The organism is Streptomyces specialis (assembly GCF_001493375.1).
GTDB lineage: Bacteria > Actinomycetota > Actinomycetes > Streptomycetales > Streptomycetaceae > Streptomyces > Streptomyces specialis.
The window spans coordinates 141,298-156,949 of sequence record NZ_LN929755.1; the positions used below are offsets into that span (position 1 = coordinate 141,298).

Consider the following 15,652-nt stretch of genomic DNA (forward strand, 5'->3'; position numbering starts at 1 on the left):
CTCGCTGCTCAGCTCGGCCCCGGACGCACCACGGACTTGATGGCCCTGGGATCGCGGGCCGTGGCCGTGAGCGCCTGTTCGGTCTCGTCCAGACCGTACCGGTGGGTGATCAGCGGTTCCAGGGCCACCTCTCCCGAGGCGGCCAGCGCGATCGCGGTGGGCCAGGTGTTGGCGTACCGGAAGGTGCCGGTGACCTGGATCTCGTAGTTCTGGACGTGGGCCAGCGGCAGCGGGATCGAGTCGCCGCCCATGCCGACGAGAACGGCGTGCCCGGCGCGGCCGACGACGCGGATCGCCTCGTCCGCGACGGCCGGCACGCCGGAGCACTCCAGCAGCACGTCCGGCTCGAACCCGGTGTCCGCGAGCCGGGTGTGGCGGACGTCCACGGTGTCGGTGGCGCCCAGTCGCCGCGCGGTGTCCAGGCGGTGGGGCTCGACGTCGGTGACGACGACCTCGGTGGCGCCGAAGGCGCGGGCGGTCTGGGCCGCGACCAGGCCGATGGGCCCGGCGCCGGTGACCAGGACCCGGGAGCCGGCCGTGATCTGTCCCTTGCGGCAGGCCCAGACGCCGACCGAGAGCGGTTCGAGGAGGGCGGCGGTCTCGGCGGTCAGGCTGCCGGGCACGGGGTGCGCGAAGTCCTCATCCACGGCGACGTACTCGCACAGGGCGCCGTCCACCGGGGGCGTGGCGTAGAAGGAGACGTCGGGGCAGAGGTTGTACCGGCCGTGGCGGCACTGGGCGCAGCGTCCGCACGGCACGCCGGGTTCGACGGACACCACGTCGCCGGGCCGGTGGCGGCGGGCGCCGGGGCCGAGGGCGACGACGGTGCCGCCGGGTTCGTGGCCCAGGACCATGGGGGCGCGAACGACGAAGTCCCCGATGCGGCCGTGCTGGTAGTAGTGCACGTCGGAGCCGCAGATGCCGACGGCCTCGACGCGGACGAGGACCTGGCCGGGGCCGGGCGCGGGCACCGGGCGTTCCTCGACCACCAGATCCCGGGGGGCGCGCAGCAGCGCGGCGCGCATGGTCGGGGGAACGGCGGGGGGCAGTTTTCCACATCCGTCGCGGCCGCCGCGGGCGCACGGGGGGGCGCAGTGTGGGTTCACTGCTCCCATGGTGAGGCCGGTCACCAGCCAGCGGCGCACGGCGAGTCCGACGAGGACCATCGGTACCACCACGACGGTGCCGATGGCGGTGAGCTGCCCCCAGTCGACACCGGTCTGGGTGACGAGCTGGCTGGCGGCGATGGGCAGGGTCTGGGTGTCGGGGCCGGTGAGCACAAGGGCGAACGCGTAGTCGTTCCACGCGAAGACCAGGCACAGGACGAACGTGGTGACCAGGCCCGGCCGGGTCAGCGGCAGCACGACGCGGGTGAACGCCTGCCACGGGGTGCAGCCCGCGACCTGCGCCGACTCCTCCAGGGACGGCGGGAGTTCGGCGAAGAAGGCGCTCAGCAGCCAGATCGCGAACGGCAGGTTGAAGCTGAGGTAGGCCAGGATCAGGCCGGGCAGGGTGTCGATGAGGCCGAGGAACCGGAAGATGAGGAAGACCGGCAGGGCCACGGCGGCGATCGGCGCCATGCGGGTGGAGATGATCCAGAACGACAGGTGGTGCTTGCCGCGCATGCGGCTGCGGGCCAGGCCGTATCCGGCGAGGGCGCCGAGGCCGGTGGCCAGCAGCGCGGAGGCGCCGGCCGCGACGACGCTGTTGCGGAGGTAGGGCCAGAGGCTGTTGGCGCCGCCGAACAGGTTCTCGTAGTTGTCGAGGGTGGGGGTGAACCACAGGTCGGGGCTGCCCGCGGTGATGTCGGCGTTGGGCTTGAGCGAGGACAGCAGCATCCAGCCGAGCGGGACGAGCGTCCACAGCAGGGCGGCGGCCAGGACGGCGCGGCCGGTCCAGCGGGCGGCGCGGCCGGGCGTCATCGGGCCGGTGGCGGAGGTGGTGCTCATCGGGGCGTCCCGTTCCGGTCGAGGAGGCGGACGAAGTAGCGGGCGACGACGGTCGTGACGGCCAGCATCAGCAGGCCGGTGACGGCGGCGTAGCCGAAGTCGAAGAAGCGGAACGCCGTTTCGTAGAGCCGGATCGACGCGGTCTTGGTGGCGTCGGCGGGGCCGCCGCCGGTGGTGTTCCAGATGATGTCGAAGTAGCGCAGCGCGTCCATGGAGCGGATCAGCAGCGCCACCAGCAGCACGGGCGCGATGGACGGCAGCACGATGTGGCGCAGGGTGCGCAGGGTGCCGGCGCCGTCGAGGGACGCCGCCTCCAGCACACTGGCCGGCACGGAGGTGAGTCCGGCCAGGGCGATGAGGGTGACCAGCGGGGTCCACTCCCAGACGTCCATGAGGGTCACGGCGGCGAAGGCCGTCGTCTTGTCCGCCATCACGTCGCCGGAGTAGCCGGCCTGTTCCAGCAGCCAGGCGTAGAGGCCGAAGGTGGAGTCGGTGAGGAAGCGGCCCAGCAGGCCCACGATGACCGGGGCGACGAACATGGGCAGCAGCAGGAGGCTGAGCGCGGTGTTGCGGCCGTGCCGCAGCCGCCACAGGAAGACGGCCAGGACGGTGCCGAGCACCATCTCGGTGCCGACGGTGACGGCGAAGTAGCCGGCGGTGCGGGCCCAGACCCAGGCCATGTCGGGGTCGTCGAGGAGGCGGGACCAGTTGTCGGCGCCCACCGCCTCAAGGCGCAGCCCGCCCAGCAGGTGGACGCGGCTGAAGCTCATCGCCACCACGGCGGCGAACGGCAGGATCGACAGGGCGGCCAGCAGCAGCAGCCCGGGGGCCATCATGCGGCCGGTGAAGCCGGGCAGCGGGACGCGGGCGCGGCGGGGGGGGGGGGCGGGGGGGCGGGCCGGGGGGGCGGGGGGGGCCGCTCCCCCTTCTACAACACTCCAGACGCCGCGAGCGGGAGGCACAACCCCTTGCCGCTTGTCTCTTTGATAAAACTATTGGGGGGGGGGGCGGCGGGCGGGGGGCGGGGGGGGGGGCGGGCGGGCGCGGCGGGGCGCGGCCCGGTCGGCCGGGTACCGGTCAGCGGAGTGTTCATGTCAGGCCACCCACCCTCTCGCGACGACGCGGTCGATGCGGTCGGCGGCGGCGCGCATGGCGCCGGCCGGTGAGGTGTCGCCCGCGACGAGGCGGGAGAGCTGGGTGTAGAGGGCGGTGTCGCACTCGTTCCACATGGGGATCTTGGGCCGCAGCCCGATGTTCTCCTCGGCCCACGCGTCGCGCACGGCGCGGGCGGAGAGCATGTTGGGCATCGCGGAGGGGCGCTCCTGCGCGGCGACGACCTCGGGCATCTCGTAGACGGAGGTACGGGTCGGGGTGCCGCCGCCGACCTCGCTGGCGAGGTTGGCGCGCTGGGTGTCGGGGGCGGTGGCCCACACGAGGAAGAGCCAGGCCGCCTCGCGGCGTCGGCGCGGCACGGCCTCGGAGATGGCGATGCCGGTGCCGCCGTACATCCCGGCCGAGCGGGCCGGGCCCTTGGGCAGCCGCGCGTAGCCGACCTTGCCGGGCAGGACCTGCTCGTTGGAGGCGGCGAACTCGTGCCAGTTGGGGCACATCGCGAAGCGTCCGGCGCGGAATCCGGCGCCCACGCCGTCCCAGTCCCAGGTGCGGGAGCCCGGGTCGGCGACGGCAAGGAGCCGCTGGTAGAACGCGGCGGCGGCCTCGGCCTCCGGGGAGCGCAGCAGCGAGCCGCCGGGGTCGGTGGTGCCGAGGCGGCCGACGCGGGCGTCGTCCTGGAAGTACCGGCCGCCGTAGGCCCACAGCACGTTGGAGAAGTCGCACATCAGCGCGTCGTGCTGCTTGGCCTGGTGGCCGGTGCCGTACGCGACGTCGTCGGTCTTGTCGTTGAACCAGCGGGCGATCGCGTAGTACTGCTCCCAGGTGGTGTCGTCCGAGGGCATCGGGTCGAACCCGAGGTCGTCGGCCATCCGGTCGCGGTGCTTGGTGAACAGGTCGGCGCGGTACTGCCAGATCATCGTGGGCGAGTCGTAGGGCAGCGCGAGGATCTTCTCGGCGTCCGCGCCCTCGCCGAAGCGGCCGGCCGCGTCGAGGTGGGTGGGGATGAAGTCGCCGAAGCCGCCGGGCAGCCGGGGCAGCGCCGGGTCGTCCTGGAACTGCCGCAGGTCGGCGAAGGCCGGGGCGTAGGGGGCCAGGACCATGTAGGGGTCGGCGTAGACGACGTCGTACTCGCCGTTGCCGGAGGCGAGGTCCAGCGCGACGCGCTGGGCGAGGGCGGACAGTTCCAGCGTCACGATGGTGACGCGGATGCCGGTCAGTTCGGTGAACGGCCGCAGGTCGGCCGCGATGGCGGCGGTGGGGGCGGTGTTCTCGGAGACGAAGTTGAGCGTGGTGCCCGCGTAGCGCCGCCAGGGCTCGGCGTCGGCGTCGAACGCCGCGTCGGCCCGGCCGCCGCAGGCGGAGAGGAAGCCGAGGGCCCCGGCCGCGGCGGTGCCGCGCAGCAGCGCGCGGCGGCCGAGCGGCAGGGCCGGGGGTCTCGCGGTGACAGGTGGGGACATCGCGGCTCGTCCTTGGGTCGCGCGGAAGGGACGAGCGACATTGTTAGCAGAACATGCCCCCGTTGTTAATACATCTTGTGAGATATTCGGAGTGCTTCTCTCATGCTTCCGCCGGCATGGCGTCCCGTCCGGTGTCCTCCCCGGTGTCGATGCCGAACAGTTCCCGGAGCGTGGCGACGTTCGCCTCGGTGATCCGCCACAGCTCGCGCTGCCGGTCCCGCACGTCCGCGACGGCCGCCGCGTGGTCGTCCAGCAGGGACACGGCCCGTTCGGTCAGCCGGGCCGCCAGCGCGCGGTCGTGGACGGTGACCCCCCACTCGGGGCGGCCGATGTCGGCCAGGAAGTACGCCAGCTTCGGATGGGAGACCAGACTGATGATCGGTGTGCCGCAGCCGAACGGGATCATCCCCGCGTGCCCGCGCATCCCGATGACCAGCCTGGCGCGCCGGAAGACGTCCCGGATCTCGTCGTTGGTCCGCTCGTACAGCGGCTCGACGGGCAGCGACAGCCCGTGCTCGCGGCGCAGGTCGTGCACGAACCGCTCGTCGGTCGGCATGTGCGCGGCGTACCGCACGTCGGCGTGCCCGCGCAGGGTCCGCAGGGCGGTGGCCATCTGGGCGAGGAAGTGCCCGTAGTCGTGGCCGAAGCGCAGACCGGCCCGGTCGTAGGCGCAGTTGAGCAGTACCGTGTCGTCGCGCCGGTCCGCGTCCCGCCAGCCGGGCACCAGCCGCCGGGTGACGGTGGTCGGGCACGGCTGGTACAGCACCCGGTCGCGCAGCTCCTCGGGCAGCAGCTCCCTGACCCGTTCCACCGAGCCCCGGTTGCGCAGCCCGAAGAACGCCGAGCGCTCGACCAGGACGCGCAGGCTCTCGGTGAAGCGGCGGCGCCGGTAGCTCTGGCCGTCGAAGACGTTGTAGCCGACCGCGAAGACCGCCAGCGGCACGGTGAGCCGGGCCAGCGCCGCGTCCGGCACGTTCCACTGCCAGGCGCTGTTGCCGTTGGGCGCGGTGTCCGGCAGGAACAGCCCGCCGCCGCCGACCACGAGGCCGCGCCGGGCGTTGACCCGTTCCAGCGCGGCGTCGTCGAAGAGGCGGTGCGCGTGGACGGACGTCCAGCGGCCCGGGCCGGTGTCGGGGCCGAAGCAGAGCCGGACCGCCTCCGGCAGCACCTTGTCCCCCGCGTTCTCGCGCCCGTCGGCGAAGAGCGCCACGTGCGCGAGGCCGCCGTCCGACGCGGCGGCGGTCGCCGTGCCCGTGCCGGCCGTGGCGCCGGGGGCGTTCTCCCGCCGCGTCCGGTCGTACCAGGCGCGGCAGGTCGCGTCGGTGGGGTCGGCGTCGAGGCCCTGCCGCGCGTAGGCGCCGGCCCGCTCGTCCGCGCCGCGCAGCCAGGCCAGGCGGGCGAGCTGCGCGAAGACGCGGGCGGCGATGTCGGGCGCGGCGGTGGCCAGCAGCAGGTGCGTCTCCGCCTCGTCGTAGCGGGACATCGCCATCAGCGACATGCCGAGCGTCTGGTGGCACCGGGGCCGGTCCACGGCGGTGCCCATCACGGGCGCCAGAACGTCCACGGCCTCCTCGTACCGGCCCTGCTGCCGGTACACCTCGGCGACCGCGCGGGCCAGGTCCACGGTGGGCCGGTCCCGCAGCAGCGGCTCGGCGCAGTGCAGCAGCAGGTCGGGATGCTTGGTGCCGGGCAGCGCGCAGTACGCGGCGCGGAAGGCCGCGTCGTCCATCGCGAACCGGCTCCTGGCCTCCTCGGCGGGCGCGAACCCGGACCCCGGCCCCGGCCCGTGCGGAAACCGGAGAACGGCGACGGTGTCCGGCACGGGCGTGTCGTCGAACAGGCGGCTCGCGAGGAAGTCGTACCGCGCGTCGATCCGCACCAGCACCCCGTCCAGGGCGGCGTCCAGACCGCCGGGGCCGGCGGCCAGGAGCCGGGCGCGCAGGGCGTCGTCCACCGCGTCCCGCTGGACGACCAGCAGCCCGTCGTCCGGCACAACCCGCCGCCCCTTGCCGGGCTCGTCCGTCCCGCCCGGGTGATCCGCGAGCGGCTGCGGGACCGCGCCGATCCCCTCGCGCATCCGCAGCAGCTCGCCGATGTCGCCGAGCACCACCATCCCCGGGTCCAGCGCGATGACCGTGTCGTGGTCCGCGAGCCGGAAGACGTCGGCCCGGCCGCCCGCGTCGGCCCGCCGCGCCAGCAGGCGCGGGTGGAGGCGGCGCGCCGCGTCGAGGGCGTCGTCCGGCAGTCCGGGGTGGAGCAGGACGAAGTCCTCGCACACGGCGGGGTTGGTCAGGGCCAGGCTGCGCAGCAGCGTGAGCAGACCGGGCAGCCGCTCCTCGTCGGCGTAGCAGGCGAACGCGACGCGGCGCTTGCCGGTCACCGGTCGTGAGTCGTCCGGCGCGTGTGTCATCGAAGCGCGATCCTCATCCCGGTGCCGCAGTTCACGTTCTTCGCGTGGGCCATGACCCACGCCCGCTCCTCGTCGCCCAGCTCCCCCGGGTGGTGCACGCCGAAGAGGTCGATGCGGGGGCTGACGTCGAGGAAGTCCAGCAGCCGGATCACGGCGAACGCGGTGCTGCCGCCGTCCGCCCGGCCGTCGCCGACCAGCGCCGGATCGTTCAGCGGCCGGCGCAGCGTCGCGTCGCCGAAGTACCGCTGCGCGCCCGGCACGAGGCGGCGGCGCAGCGCCTTCCGCCACGCGTCGGCGGACTCCCCGAAGACGAGCCGGATCTCCGCCGGGTGCCGCCACGCCGGGCCCTCCCAGGGGGCGCGGCCCCGGACGGACACCGCGTGCAGGTCGGTGCGGCCGTCGTCGGGCGCCGCGTCGTACCGCACCACGAGGTCGTACGGGTCGAGCCCGGCGCTCGGCTCGGCCCCGGGCGCGACGACGCAGGCGGTGCGGCCGGCTATCCGGCTCCGCAGGCCCGGCACGTCGATGGGCTCGCCGGGGGCGAGGAGCGGGTCGGGCATCCGGCCCTCGGCGGTCAGCCGCCGGTAGGCCGCGTAACGGGCGGCGAGCCGCCGCACCTCCGGGTCCCCGGCGCCGCGCCCGGAGATCCCGGCCTCGACGCGGGCGGCGAACTCCGTCCTGGCCTCGGCGGCGGGCCCGGCGAACGCGGCGCCGAGGCCCGCGTCCTCCAGGCAGGAGCGGATCTCCTTCAGCACGCCGAGCCGGCGGGCGATGTCCTCGCCGTCGCCGGTGTCCTGCCGGAGGGCGAGGTGCCGTTCGTAGGCGTCGACCGCCTCCTCGTTCCGCCCGAGCGCCTCGGCGGCCAGGCCGCGCAGCCGCCAGGCGCCCCGCGACCGGGCGCGGAGCGCGGTCGCGGTGTCGGCGAGGGACAGGGCGAGCCGGTTCTCGCGCTCGCCGCCCGCTTCGAGGGCGCGGTTGCCGGTGGCGAGCAGGGCGTCGAACGTCTCGTCGGGACCGGCCGTCAGGAGGGTGCCGATGGCGGCGGCGAGCCGCTCGTCGCGCGAGCCTCCGAGGTACTCGGCGCAGCCGCGCACCGCCCGCGCCGTCAGCTCCTCCTGACGCGCGGCGTCACGCCGCCGCGCCCCGAGCAGCCCCGACAACGCCCTTGTCGCCTTTGCCATGCCGTCGCGCTCCACCGTTCTGGGACAGGAAGCCGACTGTGCCCCACAGTGGGCCCGCGAAAGCGACTTCCGTGCGTCTGCCCGGTGAACAGTAGTCGTCGGAACACCGGGCGCGATATCCCGCGTCGGACGGTCAGGGCGCCAGCCCCGCCGCGTCCCGGGCCGCGCCAAGGACGTCCAGGAGCATGTCGGGGGTGAGCCGACCGGTGAAGGTGTTGCGCTGGCTGACGTGGTAGCACCCGAAGACCCGCAGGTCACCGAGGTCGAGGCGGACTCCGTGCCCGAACGCGGGCCGGGGCCGGGGCACGTCCCACCCGGCCTCGGCCAGCGCGGGCAGCGCGGACTGCCAGCCGAACGCGCCGAGGACGACGACGGCCCGCAGGTGGGGCCGCAGCAGCCGCAGTTCGCCCAGCAGCCAGGGGCGGCAGGTCGCGCGCTCGGCGGGCGTCGGCTTGTTGGCGGGCGGGGCGCAGTGCACGGGCGCCGTGACGCGCACGCCGCGCAGCGCGAGCCCGTCGTCGCGATAGGTGGCGGTGGCCTGGCTGGCGAGGCCCACGGCGTGCAGGGCGGCGTAGAGCACGTCGCCCGAGCGGTCCCCGGTGAACATGCGCCCGGTGCGGTTCCCGCCGTGCGCCGCCGGCGCCAGCCCGATCACCAGCAGCCGCGCGTCGGCGGGCCCGAACCCGGGCACCGGCCTGCCCCAGTACTCCCACGACGCGAACGCCGCCCGCCGCTCCCGCGCGACCTCCTCCCGCCACGCGACCAGCCGCGGACAGGCCCGGCACCCGGTCACGGCGGCGTCCAGCTCGGCCATGCCGCGCGCGGCGGCCCCGTCCAGGACCGGATCCGTCTCGTTCATCGGGTCCATGGTGCCGCAGGAGCCGCGCCGCTCACCCGGCTGCCGGAGGCGGGCCGTACGGTCGCGGCCCGAGCCCGTCCGGTCGGTGCGGTGAGCTTTCCGCCTGCCCATAGATTCGCTCTTATCAATCCGACTTGATTTGCTATCGGGAACAGTCTGGCCGGTGCGCCTCCGCGCATGCCAGCATCCAGGCGGCAACGCTTCGCCCTTTCCTCGCGAACATGGGCGACTGCGGACCGTGCTGGATCAGCATGGAATTTCGGGGGGAAGACCACGTGTGCGCAGTGACGCATCGCGCGCGCCGATGCGGCGAACCGTCGGTGCGCGATCGTTCGGCGACAGCACCGTCCAGGCAAGCTGTTCCCGGTCGCACACGCACACACGCCGAGGGCGGTGTGACGTGTCCACGTGCGTAGTCCCGAGATCCTCGAAGCCCCTGTGACGCCGACTCATGCGCGCGGCGGGGCCGAAGTCCGTCGCGATCTCGAACGACAGGAAGGGACCGTCATGAAGTTCAAAAACCCCCTCAAGAGCCTGCGGCGGCGCCGTTTCACGGTGCCCGCGGCCATCGCCGGCGCACTGGCCATGACCGTGTTCGCCGCGACTCCCGCCTCGGCGATGTACATCGATTACAGCCCCGGGGAAATCGGGTCCGGATGGGACTTCAACGATGTCTGTCGCCCCGGCACTGTCTGTGTCTGGGATTCGCTGATCGTCATGGGCAACTCGGTGCCCGAGGGTCGCTATTCCGATTACGGCACCTACGTCATCGGCGTCAACCGTGGCGATCACACCATTTGGAACAACCAGTTCGGTGATGACCGCGTACAACTCTGCCACGACATCGCCGGCACCGACTGCCCCGTGACGCTCCACCCGGATCAGGCGGCCCACGGTTCGATCGCCGAGTACTGGTCGATCAAGCTGCTCCCGTAGCCATCACCACCCGGCTCACCCGGTGGACCGGTCCTCGTGTCACGGGCCGGTCCGCCGACTGGGCGGGCGGAGAACACCGTTGTCGTATGCGGGCGATGCGCGCCGTCCACCGACGTATCCCCGGCGGCGGGGCGGTGTGCCGCGCCTGTCTCCCGTCGTGGTCGTCGCTCCCCGTCACGCGGGTGTCGGTCGGGGGGTGTTGAGGGTTCGGGAGCGTTCGTGGAGGGTGCGGGCTGTGGCGTTGGAGAGGTAGGGGCGCAGGCGGGCCTTCATGGTGGCCACGCGTTCGTCGGCCTGGCCGGACTGGAGGTAGGGATATTCGTCCAGGACGCCGTGCCAGGTGGCGCAGGCTGCTTCGAGGTGGCCAAGCTCCAACTGCCGTTCCGCCAGGTGGGCATTGAAGCGGACCCGCGCGCGGCGTCGGTGTTTGTCCAAGAGCCTGGAGTGCAACTCCAGGGACGCCACGCTCCCGGCGACATCGCCCAGCTCGTAGCGGACCTGGGCGGTGATCTGAGCCACCGTTGACGGGCCGAACTGGCCTGAGCCCTCTCCCCGGTTCTCCGCCTGCTCCATCGCGGTCTCGGTCTCCGCCAGGGCCCGGAGCGCCTTTTTGCCGTCGCCGTTGGCGGCCAGGACGTGTGCGTGCTGTCCCGCGAAGAACGAGCGCCTCCGTGGCCCGGCGTCCGGGGCTGCCGTGGCGGCGGTGGACAGGCGCAGTGCGGTGGAGGCGTCTCCGAGGCTCATCGCCTGGACGGACATTCCCCGGAGGATGGTGCAGTACAGCAGGTGGTCCTCGGCGGCACCGGCGAGTTCCAGGGCCTTGGCGTAGTACCGCTGGGCGAGACCGTGCGCGCCCTCGTCCACAGCCATCCAGCCGGTGAGATAGCAGAGGTTTGACGCCGCGGAGAGCAGGGCCGTGCGCACCTCCTCCGAGCCTTCTGCCCGCAGGCAGGGCGCCACGGTGTTGATCAGGAAACTCGCGGCGACCGGCCGGGTGTCACGCCCACCGAACTCACCGTCCCTGCGATCCAGCAAATCCGTCATGCTGGTCACCGCCTCGAGGTCGGCCATGCCGATGCGCCGGACCTGTTGCCCCTGGACGGCTTCTAGGCGGCCCACGACGTCATGCCACCCGGGAATGGACAGCGCGGCCGAGTAGAGACTGACGTGCAGTACCCCGCGTCGGGAGGGATCCATATCACTCCTACAAAGGTCCACCAGTTCCTCGACGGTACTGATACCCGCCGGTCAGGACTGGGGAAGTCGGATGACCGGGGTCACGGCAGAAATCAGGGTTTCGGCACACGCCCCACAGTCTCGATACCCACGATCAGCGGCTCGTTGCTGACGATCCGATACAGCACGCGATAACGGCCGACATGAATGCGCAAATGATCAGAGCCATAGGGCTGCGCCCCGGGCGGCCGTGGATTCTTCCTCAGCAGGTTCACCGCGTCGAGTACGTGATCAACCCCGCCGGGGTCGTCCTTTTGGTATTTCGCCAGTGATCTCTTAGCCCCGGAGGACCACGTCACCCTGCTCACGCGTCATCCCCGCCCCAGCCCCGCAACTCGGAGACGACATCCTCGTGATTCAGGCTGTCGTCCTCGCCCCGCAGCCGGGCGATTTCGTTTCGGGCGAGGGCCAACGCGTCGCGCAGGTCTTCCCAGTCCGCCGTGCTGATCATGAGCGCCAGCACCTCGTCTCCATCGGTGAGCGCGACACGCCGGCGCTCCGACCCGACCCGCGCGGCCAGCGCCCTCAACTCCGCTGCGGCAGCACCGACATCGAGACTGCCGTCGGGCGCGGTCTCGTCATCGTCGCGGACACCCTCCATGAGGGCGTTGATGGCGTCCATACCACTCCCTGACGTCTACCGTTCGTGCGGCAATGGTCTCAGACGGTAACGGCCAGGGCCAGAACGCCTGGCGGTCACTTCCCGTCACGCGGGTGTGGGGCGGGGGGTGTTGAGGGTTCGGGAACGTTCGTGGAGGGTGCGGGCTGTGGCATTGGAGAGGTAGGGGCGCAGGCGGGCTTTCATGGTGGCCACGCGCTCGTCGGCGTAGCCGGACTGGAGGTAGGGGTAGTCATCGAGTACACCGTGCCAGGTGGCGCAGGCTGCTTCGAGGTGGCCAAGCTCCAACTGCCGTTCCGCCAGGAGCGCGCCGCACCTGACCCGGGTACGGCGGCGCCGTGTGTCCACCAGCTTGCTGTGCAGCCCAAGGGACTCCAGGCTTCCCGCCACGTCGCCCAGCCCGTACCGGACTTCGGCCACGTGGTAAGCGACCGTGTCCGGACCGTAGCCACGTGTCTTGGTCTCCGCCTTGTCCATGGACGTCTCCGTGACACGGATGGCGCGGAGGGCGTTCTGCCGTTCTCCCGAGGCCGCGTAGGCATGTGCCTGGTGTCCCGCGAAGAACGCGCGGGTCCGGTGATCGGCGTCCGGGGTGACCGCTGCGGCGGTCGCCAGCCGGAGCGCGGTGGGGGCGTCACCAACGCCCAGCGCCTGGACGGACATTCCCCGGAGGATGGTGCAGTACAGCAGGTGGTCCTCGGCGGCACCGGCCAGTTCCAGCCCCTTGACGTAGTACCGCTGGGCGAGTCCATGCGCGCCTTCGTCCATGGCCATCCAGCCGGTGACGAAGCAGAGGTTCGACGCGGCGGAGAGCATGGCCGTGCGCACGTCCTCGGACGCGTCCGCCCGCAGGTGCGCAGCCACGGTGTTGGCCAGGAAGACCGCTGCCATCGGGCGCGTCTCGCGACCGCCGAACTGGGTGTCCCGCTGGCTCAGCAGATCCGTCATGCTGGTCACCGCCTCGACATCGGCCATGCCGATGCGCCGGACCTGTTGCCCCTGAACGGCTTCCAGGCGGCCCACCACGTCATGCCACCCGGGAATGGACAGTGCGGCGGAGTAGAGACTGATGTGCAGTATCCCGCGTCGGGAGGGATCCATATCACTCCTACAAAGATCGATCAACTCCTCGACCGTACCCATACCCGCCCGGCTGTTCGGATCCTCGGCGGGCGGGGGAAAACCCGCGTCAACGTGGGTGACCGGGCGGCCCAGCCGTCGTGACAGGACTTCGACGATGAACGGGCGTGCCTCCTCGCGGGGCATCGTGCCCGCCAGCCAGTTGCTCACGGAAGGCTGCCGGTAATGGAGCCGGACGCCCGACTGCCCGGCCAGCCGGTTCACCGCCCTGGCGAACTGGTCGCCGCGCAGGCGTGATTGCTTGAAGAGTCTTTCCAGCCTGACGTTTGGCGTGCGCTCACCCATCAGTTCACCGAACCTCGTTGATGGCATTGATGCCTTGCGGAACCACTTGACAGCCCGTCCCTCACACGACGGTACCGCTCACATGCTGCTCTGCGTTGTGCTTGGTGCGCAAGCAGTGACGACGAAGGAGTGGAGATGGGCGACATGTCGCCCCGCGTGGGGCAACTCGTACGGGATCTCGGCCGGGACACGGTGGGCGTCTACATGGGCATGGCCGGGCCGTACTTCATGCTGCGGCCCGTCAACGGCGGCCGGGAATGGTCCGTCGCGGCCGGTGCGTTGCGGCCGTTGGCGGTCGAGGACGTCCGTGCGGACCTGTCCGACGCCCTGGAAGCGGCGGGAATCGCCCTGCCGACGCCCACCGTGTCGCTCACCGGGCCGCCGGTGATCGAGCTGGGCCGGTGCGGCCTGGTCGCCGCCGTGCGACTCGCCACCGCGCTGCGGCTGGTGGCGGAGGGGGCGGGCGAGTGACGACCGCCAGGTGCCCGCACCGGAAGCTGGAGGAGCGCGACGGCGCCAAGTTCTGCGCCGGCTGCGACGCCCAGATCTACTTGCCCCGGCGCCGTCCCGTCCCGAAGGAGGCCGCGATCCGGCGGTACGAGGAGGGCGAATCCCTCGCCTCCCTCGCCCAGTCCTTCGCCGTCTCCGAGACCACCCTGCGACGCCGGTTCACCGAATGGGACATCCCACTCCGAGCCCCGGCCGAAGCCTCCCGCCTCCACCGCCCACTCTCCACGTGGAACGACTGACGTCACCAGGCAGGCCCGCGCCATCGCTCGCGCCGGCCAACCCCCTTCAGAAAGGCGCACCCGCATGACCACCGAACTCGCGAGGGGCTCGCTCAGGTGATTCCACTGCAACCGTGTGCAATCTGCTCGGAGTTGCGACTCCGCCGTCGCTAGTGTCGTCACCACGGAGGCCGGAAGCGCCCCGACGGGCGCTCCTCCGCCCCGAGGCGGCGGCAAGGAACGGTTGGTACGCGGGACAGATGCTCGGCACGCATGTCCGCGACCCGATGATGCCGACCGGCCCGGTGGTGGAACCCCGGACAGGTCGAGCGGCCGGGGCCGGTTCCCGCGTCACCGATGGACAGTCATGAGCGAGGAGGGCACGACATGCGCAATGCCCGGATCATCACCGCTGCGGACGGAGGACACGGCGGAGGGGAACAGGACGGGGACGACGGTTACCCGGGCACCCCTTGGACACCGCCGCAGGAGCCGCCTTCCCCGGACGGGGAGACCCCGCCCGGCAACGGGACGCACCGCAAGTGAAGCCCGGCTCCGTACAGATGGACCGCCCCGGCCGAAAGGAGCTGGGGCGTGTCCTCCTGGAGACAGGATCGATGACGTCGGACTGGACGCCGACCTTCGCGGCTGTGGACCGGGCGGCCTTCCTGCCTGACCAGATGTGGCCGTTCGACATGGACACGCGTAAGAGCGTCGTCGTGGACCGGGCGGACGACCCGAACGCGTGGTACGCCGCCGCAGACACCAACGTCCCCATCGTGACGCAATGGGATGAAGGCGAGCATTCCGGTACCGCGCCGGGGAGGGTATCGACCAGTTCCTCCTCCATGCCCTCCGTCGTGTACGCCATGCTTCGGACCTTGGACGTGGACCAGGGGATGCGCGTGCTCGATGTCGGCACCGGCACCGGCGAGACCGCCGGAGCTTTGTTCCACCGGTGCGGACACGACCGGGTGACCACGATTGAGGTGGACCATTTCCTGTCACGGCGGGCCCACGAACGGCTCCACGCGGCCGGGCTGTATCCGGAGGTGGTCGCGGGCGACGGGTTCGAGGGCCACGCCGCCAAGGCACCTTATGACCGGATTCTGGCCACTGTGGGAGTCCGGGAGATTCCGCCGGCCTGGATCGAACAGACCCGGCGCGGCGGCCTGATCGTCGCTCCGTGGGGCACCCACTACAGCAACGCGGATGCCGTCGCCCGGCTGGTCGTCGGGGTCGGAGAGGCTTCGGGACACTTCACACGTCCCGTGGAGTTCATGAAACTGCGCGCTCAGCGGGTGTCGCTACCGGTCCACGACGCATACGTCCCGGAGAAGGCCATGGCCCGGGCCGACACGTCCACCACGGACATCACGGAAGCAGAATTCCTCACCGGGAGGTACACCGCCCTCCCCTTTGCTCTGGGGCTCCGTGTGCGGGACTGCGTCCAGGCTGTGGCCGACAAGCGAGACGGGGTTCGCCCGGTGTGGTTCTACGGGCTCGGTGACCGATCCTGGGCATGCGTGATGTTCAGCGATGAGCGTGGCGAAGCACGGGTCTGGCAGTCGGGCCCCCGGCGCTTGTGGGATGAGGTGGAGACCGCCTACCGATGGTGGGACGCCCGTGGCAAGCCCGATCACACACGCTTCGGCCTCACCGTCACCGCCGAGGGACAGCGAGCCTGGCTGGACGACCCGGCCGACTGCTGGACGGTCTGAGCCCCACGGGCCGCACCA

Annotated in this window: 14 protein-coding genes; 4 read left to right on the forward strand and 10 right to left on the reverse strand. The window is 72.0% G+C overall.

All coding sequences use genetic code 11. The features are described from left to right. Positions 1-8: 8 nt before the first annotated feature. The 6 genes from BN2279_RS29670 to BN2279_RS00685 all read right to left on the reverse strand — a co-directional run bounded on the left by BN2279_RS29670 (position 9) and on the right by BN2279_RS00685 (position 8,969). Positions 9-1,949 (reverse strand): alcohol dehydrogenase catalytic domain-containing protein, encoded by a 1,941-nt coding sequence (locus BN2279_RS29670; RefSeq protein ID WP_199827584.1) that lies wholly within the window; start codon positions 1,947-1,949, stop codon positions 9-11. After that, positions 1,946-2,785: a carbohydrate ABC transporter permease gene (locus BN2279_RS00665; RefSeq protein WP_059005710.1), complete on the reverse strand. Its 840-nt coding sequence runs from the start codon at positions 2,783-2,785 to the stop codon at positions 1,946-1,948. The genes BN2279_RS29670 and BN2279_RS00665 overlap by 4 nt, the downstream gene beginning before the upstream one ends. Before the next feature lie 258 nt (positions 2,786-3,043). After that, the gene (locus BN2279_RS00670; RefSeq protein WP_059005711.1) at positions 3,044-4,519 is read right to left on the reverse strand and encodes an extracellular solute-binding protein; all 1,476 of its coding nucleotides are present in this window, start codon (positions 4,517-4,519) and stop codon (positions 3,044-3,046) included. Between the two features lie 100 nt (positions 4,520-4,619). Next, the gene (locus BN2279_RS00675) at positions 4,620-6,929 is read right to left on the reverse strand and encodes a polysaccharide pyruvyl transferase family protein (RefSeq protein ID WP_059005712.1); all 2,310 of its coding nucleotides are present in this window, start codon (positions 6,927-6,929) and stop codon (positions 4,620-4,622) included. Beyond that, on the reverse strand, positions 6,926-8,110 hold the full coding sequence (locus BN2279_RS00680) for a SirB1 family protein (RefSeq protein ID WP_079031698.1): 1,185 nt from the start codon (positions 8,108-8,110) through the stop codon (positions 6,926-6,928). The genes BN2279_RS00675 and BN2279_RS00680 overlap by 4 nt, the downstream gene beginning before the upstream one ends. Positions 8,111-8,243: 133 nt before the next feature. Next, on the reverse strand, positions 8,244-8,969 hold the full coding sequence (locus BN2279_RS00685) for a uracil-DNA glycosylase (protein ID WP_324612796.1): 726 nt from the start codon (positions 8,967-8,969) through the stop codon (positions 8,244-8,246). A gap of 408 nt (positions 8,970-9,377) precedes the next feature. Between BN2279_RS00685 and BN2279_RS00690 the strand changes: the two genes are divergently transcribed. Further along, positions 9,378-9,905: a hypothetical protein gene (locus tag BN2279_RS00690; RefSeq protein ID WP_159037013.1), complete on the forward strand. Its 528-nt coding sequence runs from the start codon at positions 9,378-9,380 to the stop codon at positions 9,903-9,905. Positions 9,906-10,079: 174 nt separating this feature from the next. On the opposite strand, the gene BN2279_RS00695 is transcribed toward BN2279_RS00690, so the two are convergent. The 4 genes from BN2279_RS00695 to BN2279_RS00705 all read right to left on the reverse strand — a co-directional run bounded on the left by BN2279_RS00695 (position 10,080) and on the right by BN2279_RS00705 (position 13,185). Then, a complete protein-coding gene (locus BN2279_RS00695) occupies positions 10,080-11,102 on the reverse strand; it encodes an NsdA family TPR-like regulatory protein (protein ID WP_059005714.1) in 1,023 nt (340 codons plus the stop codon). Positions 11,103-11,194: 92 nt separating this feature from the next. Next, positions 11,195-11,449 carry a type II toxin-antitoxin system RelE family toxin gene (locus BN2279_RS26910; RefSeq protein ID WP_079031699.1) on the reverse strand — a complete coding sequence of 85 codons (255 nt, stop codon included), beginning with the start codon at positions 11,447-11,449 and terminating at the stop codon, positions 11,195-11,197. Then, positions 11,446-11,763, reverse strand: coding sequence for a hypothetical protein (locus BN2279_RS00700; protein ID WP_059005715.1), 318 nt, complete (start codon positions 11,761-11,763; stop codon positions 11,446-11,448). Before BN2279_RS00700 ends, BN2279_RS26910 begins: the two co-directional genes overlap by 4 nt. A gap of 84 nt (positions 11,764-11,847) precedes the next feature. Continuing rightward, positions 11,848-13,185 carry an NsdA family TPR-like regulatory protein gene (locus tag BN2279_RS00705; RefSeq protein WP_059005716.1) on the reverse strand — a complete coding sequence of 446 codons (1,338 nt, stop codon included), beginning with the start codon at positions 13,183-13,185 and terminating at the stop codon, positions 11,848-11,850. A 135-nt stretch (positions 13,186-13,320) separates the two neighbouring features. Between BN2279_RS00705 and BN2279_RS28975 the strand changes: the two genes are divergently transcribed. The 3 genes from BN2279_RS28975 to BN2279_RS00720 all read left to right on the forward strand — a co-directional run bounded on the left by BN2279_RS28975 (position 13,321) and on the right by BN2279_RS00720 (position 15,634). Further along, positions 13,321-13,656: a hypothetical protein gene (locus BN2279_RS28975; RefSeq protein ID WP_059005717.1), complete on the forward strand. Its 336-nt coding sequence runs from the start codon at positions 13,321-13,323 to the stop codon at positions 13,654-13,656. Further along, the gene (locus tag BN2279_RS28980) at positions 13,653-13,934 is read left to right on the forward strand and encodes a helix-turn-helix domain-containing protein (protein ID WP_059005718.1); all 282 of its coding nucleotides are present in this window, start codon (positions 13,653-13,655) and stop codon (positions 13,932-13,934) included. The genes BN2279_RS28975 and BN2279_RS28980 overlap by 4 nt, the downstream gene beginning before the upstream one ends. Before the next feature lie 596 nt (positions 13,935-14,530). Then, entirely contained in the window at positions 14,531-15,634 is a 1,104-nt protein-coding gene (locus BN2279_RS00720) for a protein-L-isoaspartate O-methyltransferase family protein (protein ID WP_234347238.1), read from the forward strand. Positions 15,635-15,652: the final 18 nt, after the last annotated feature.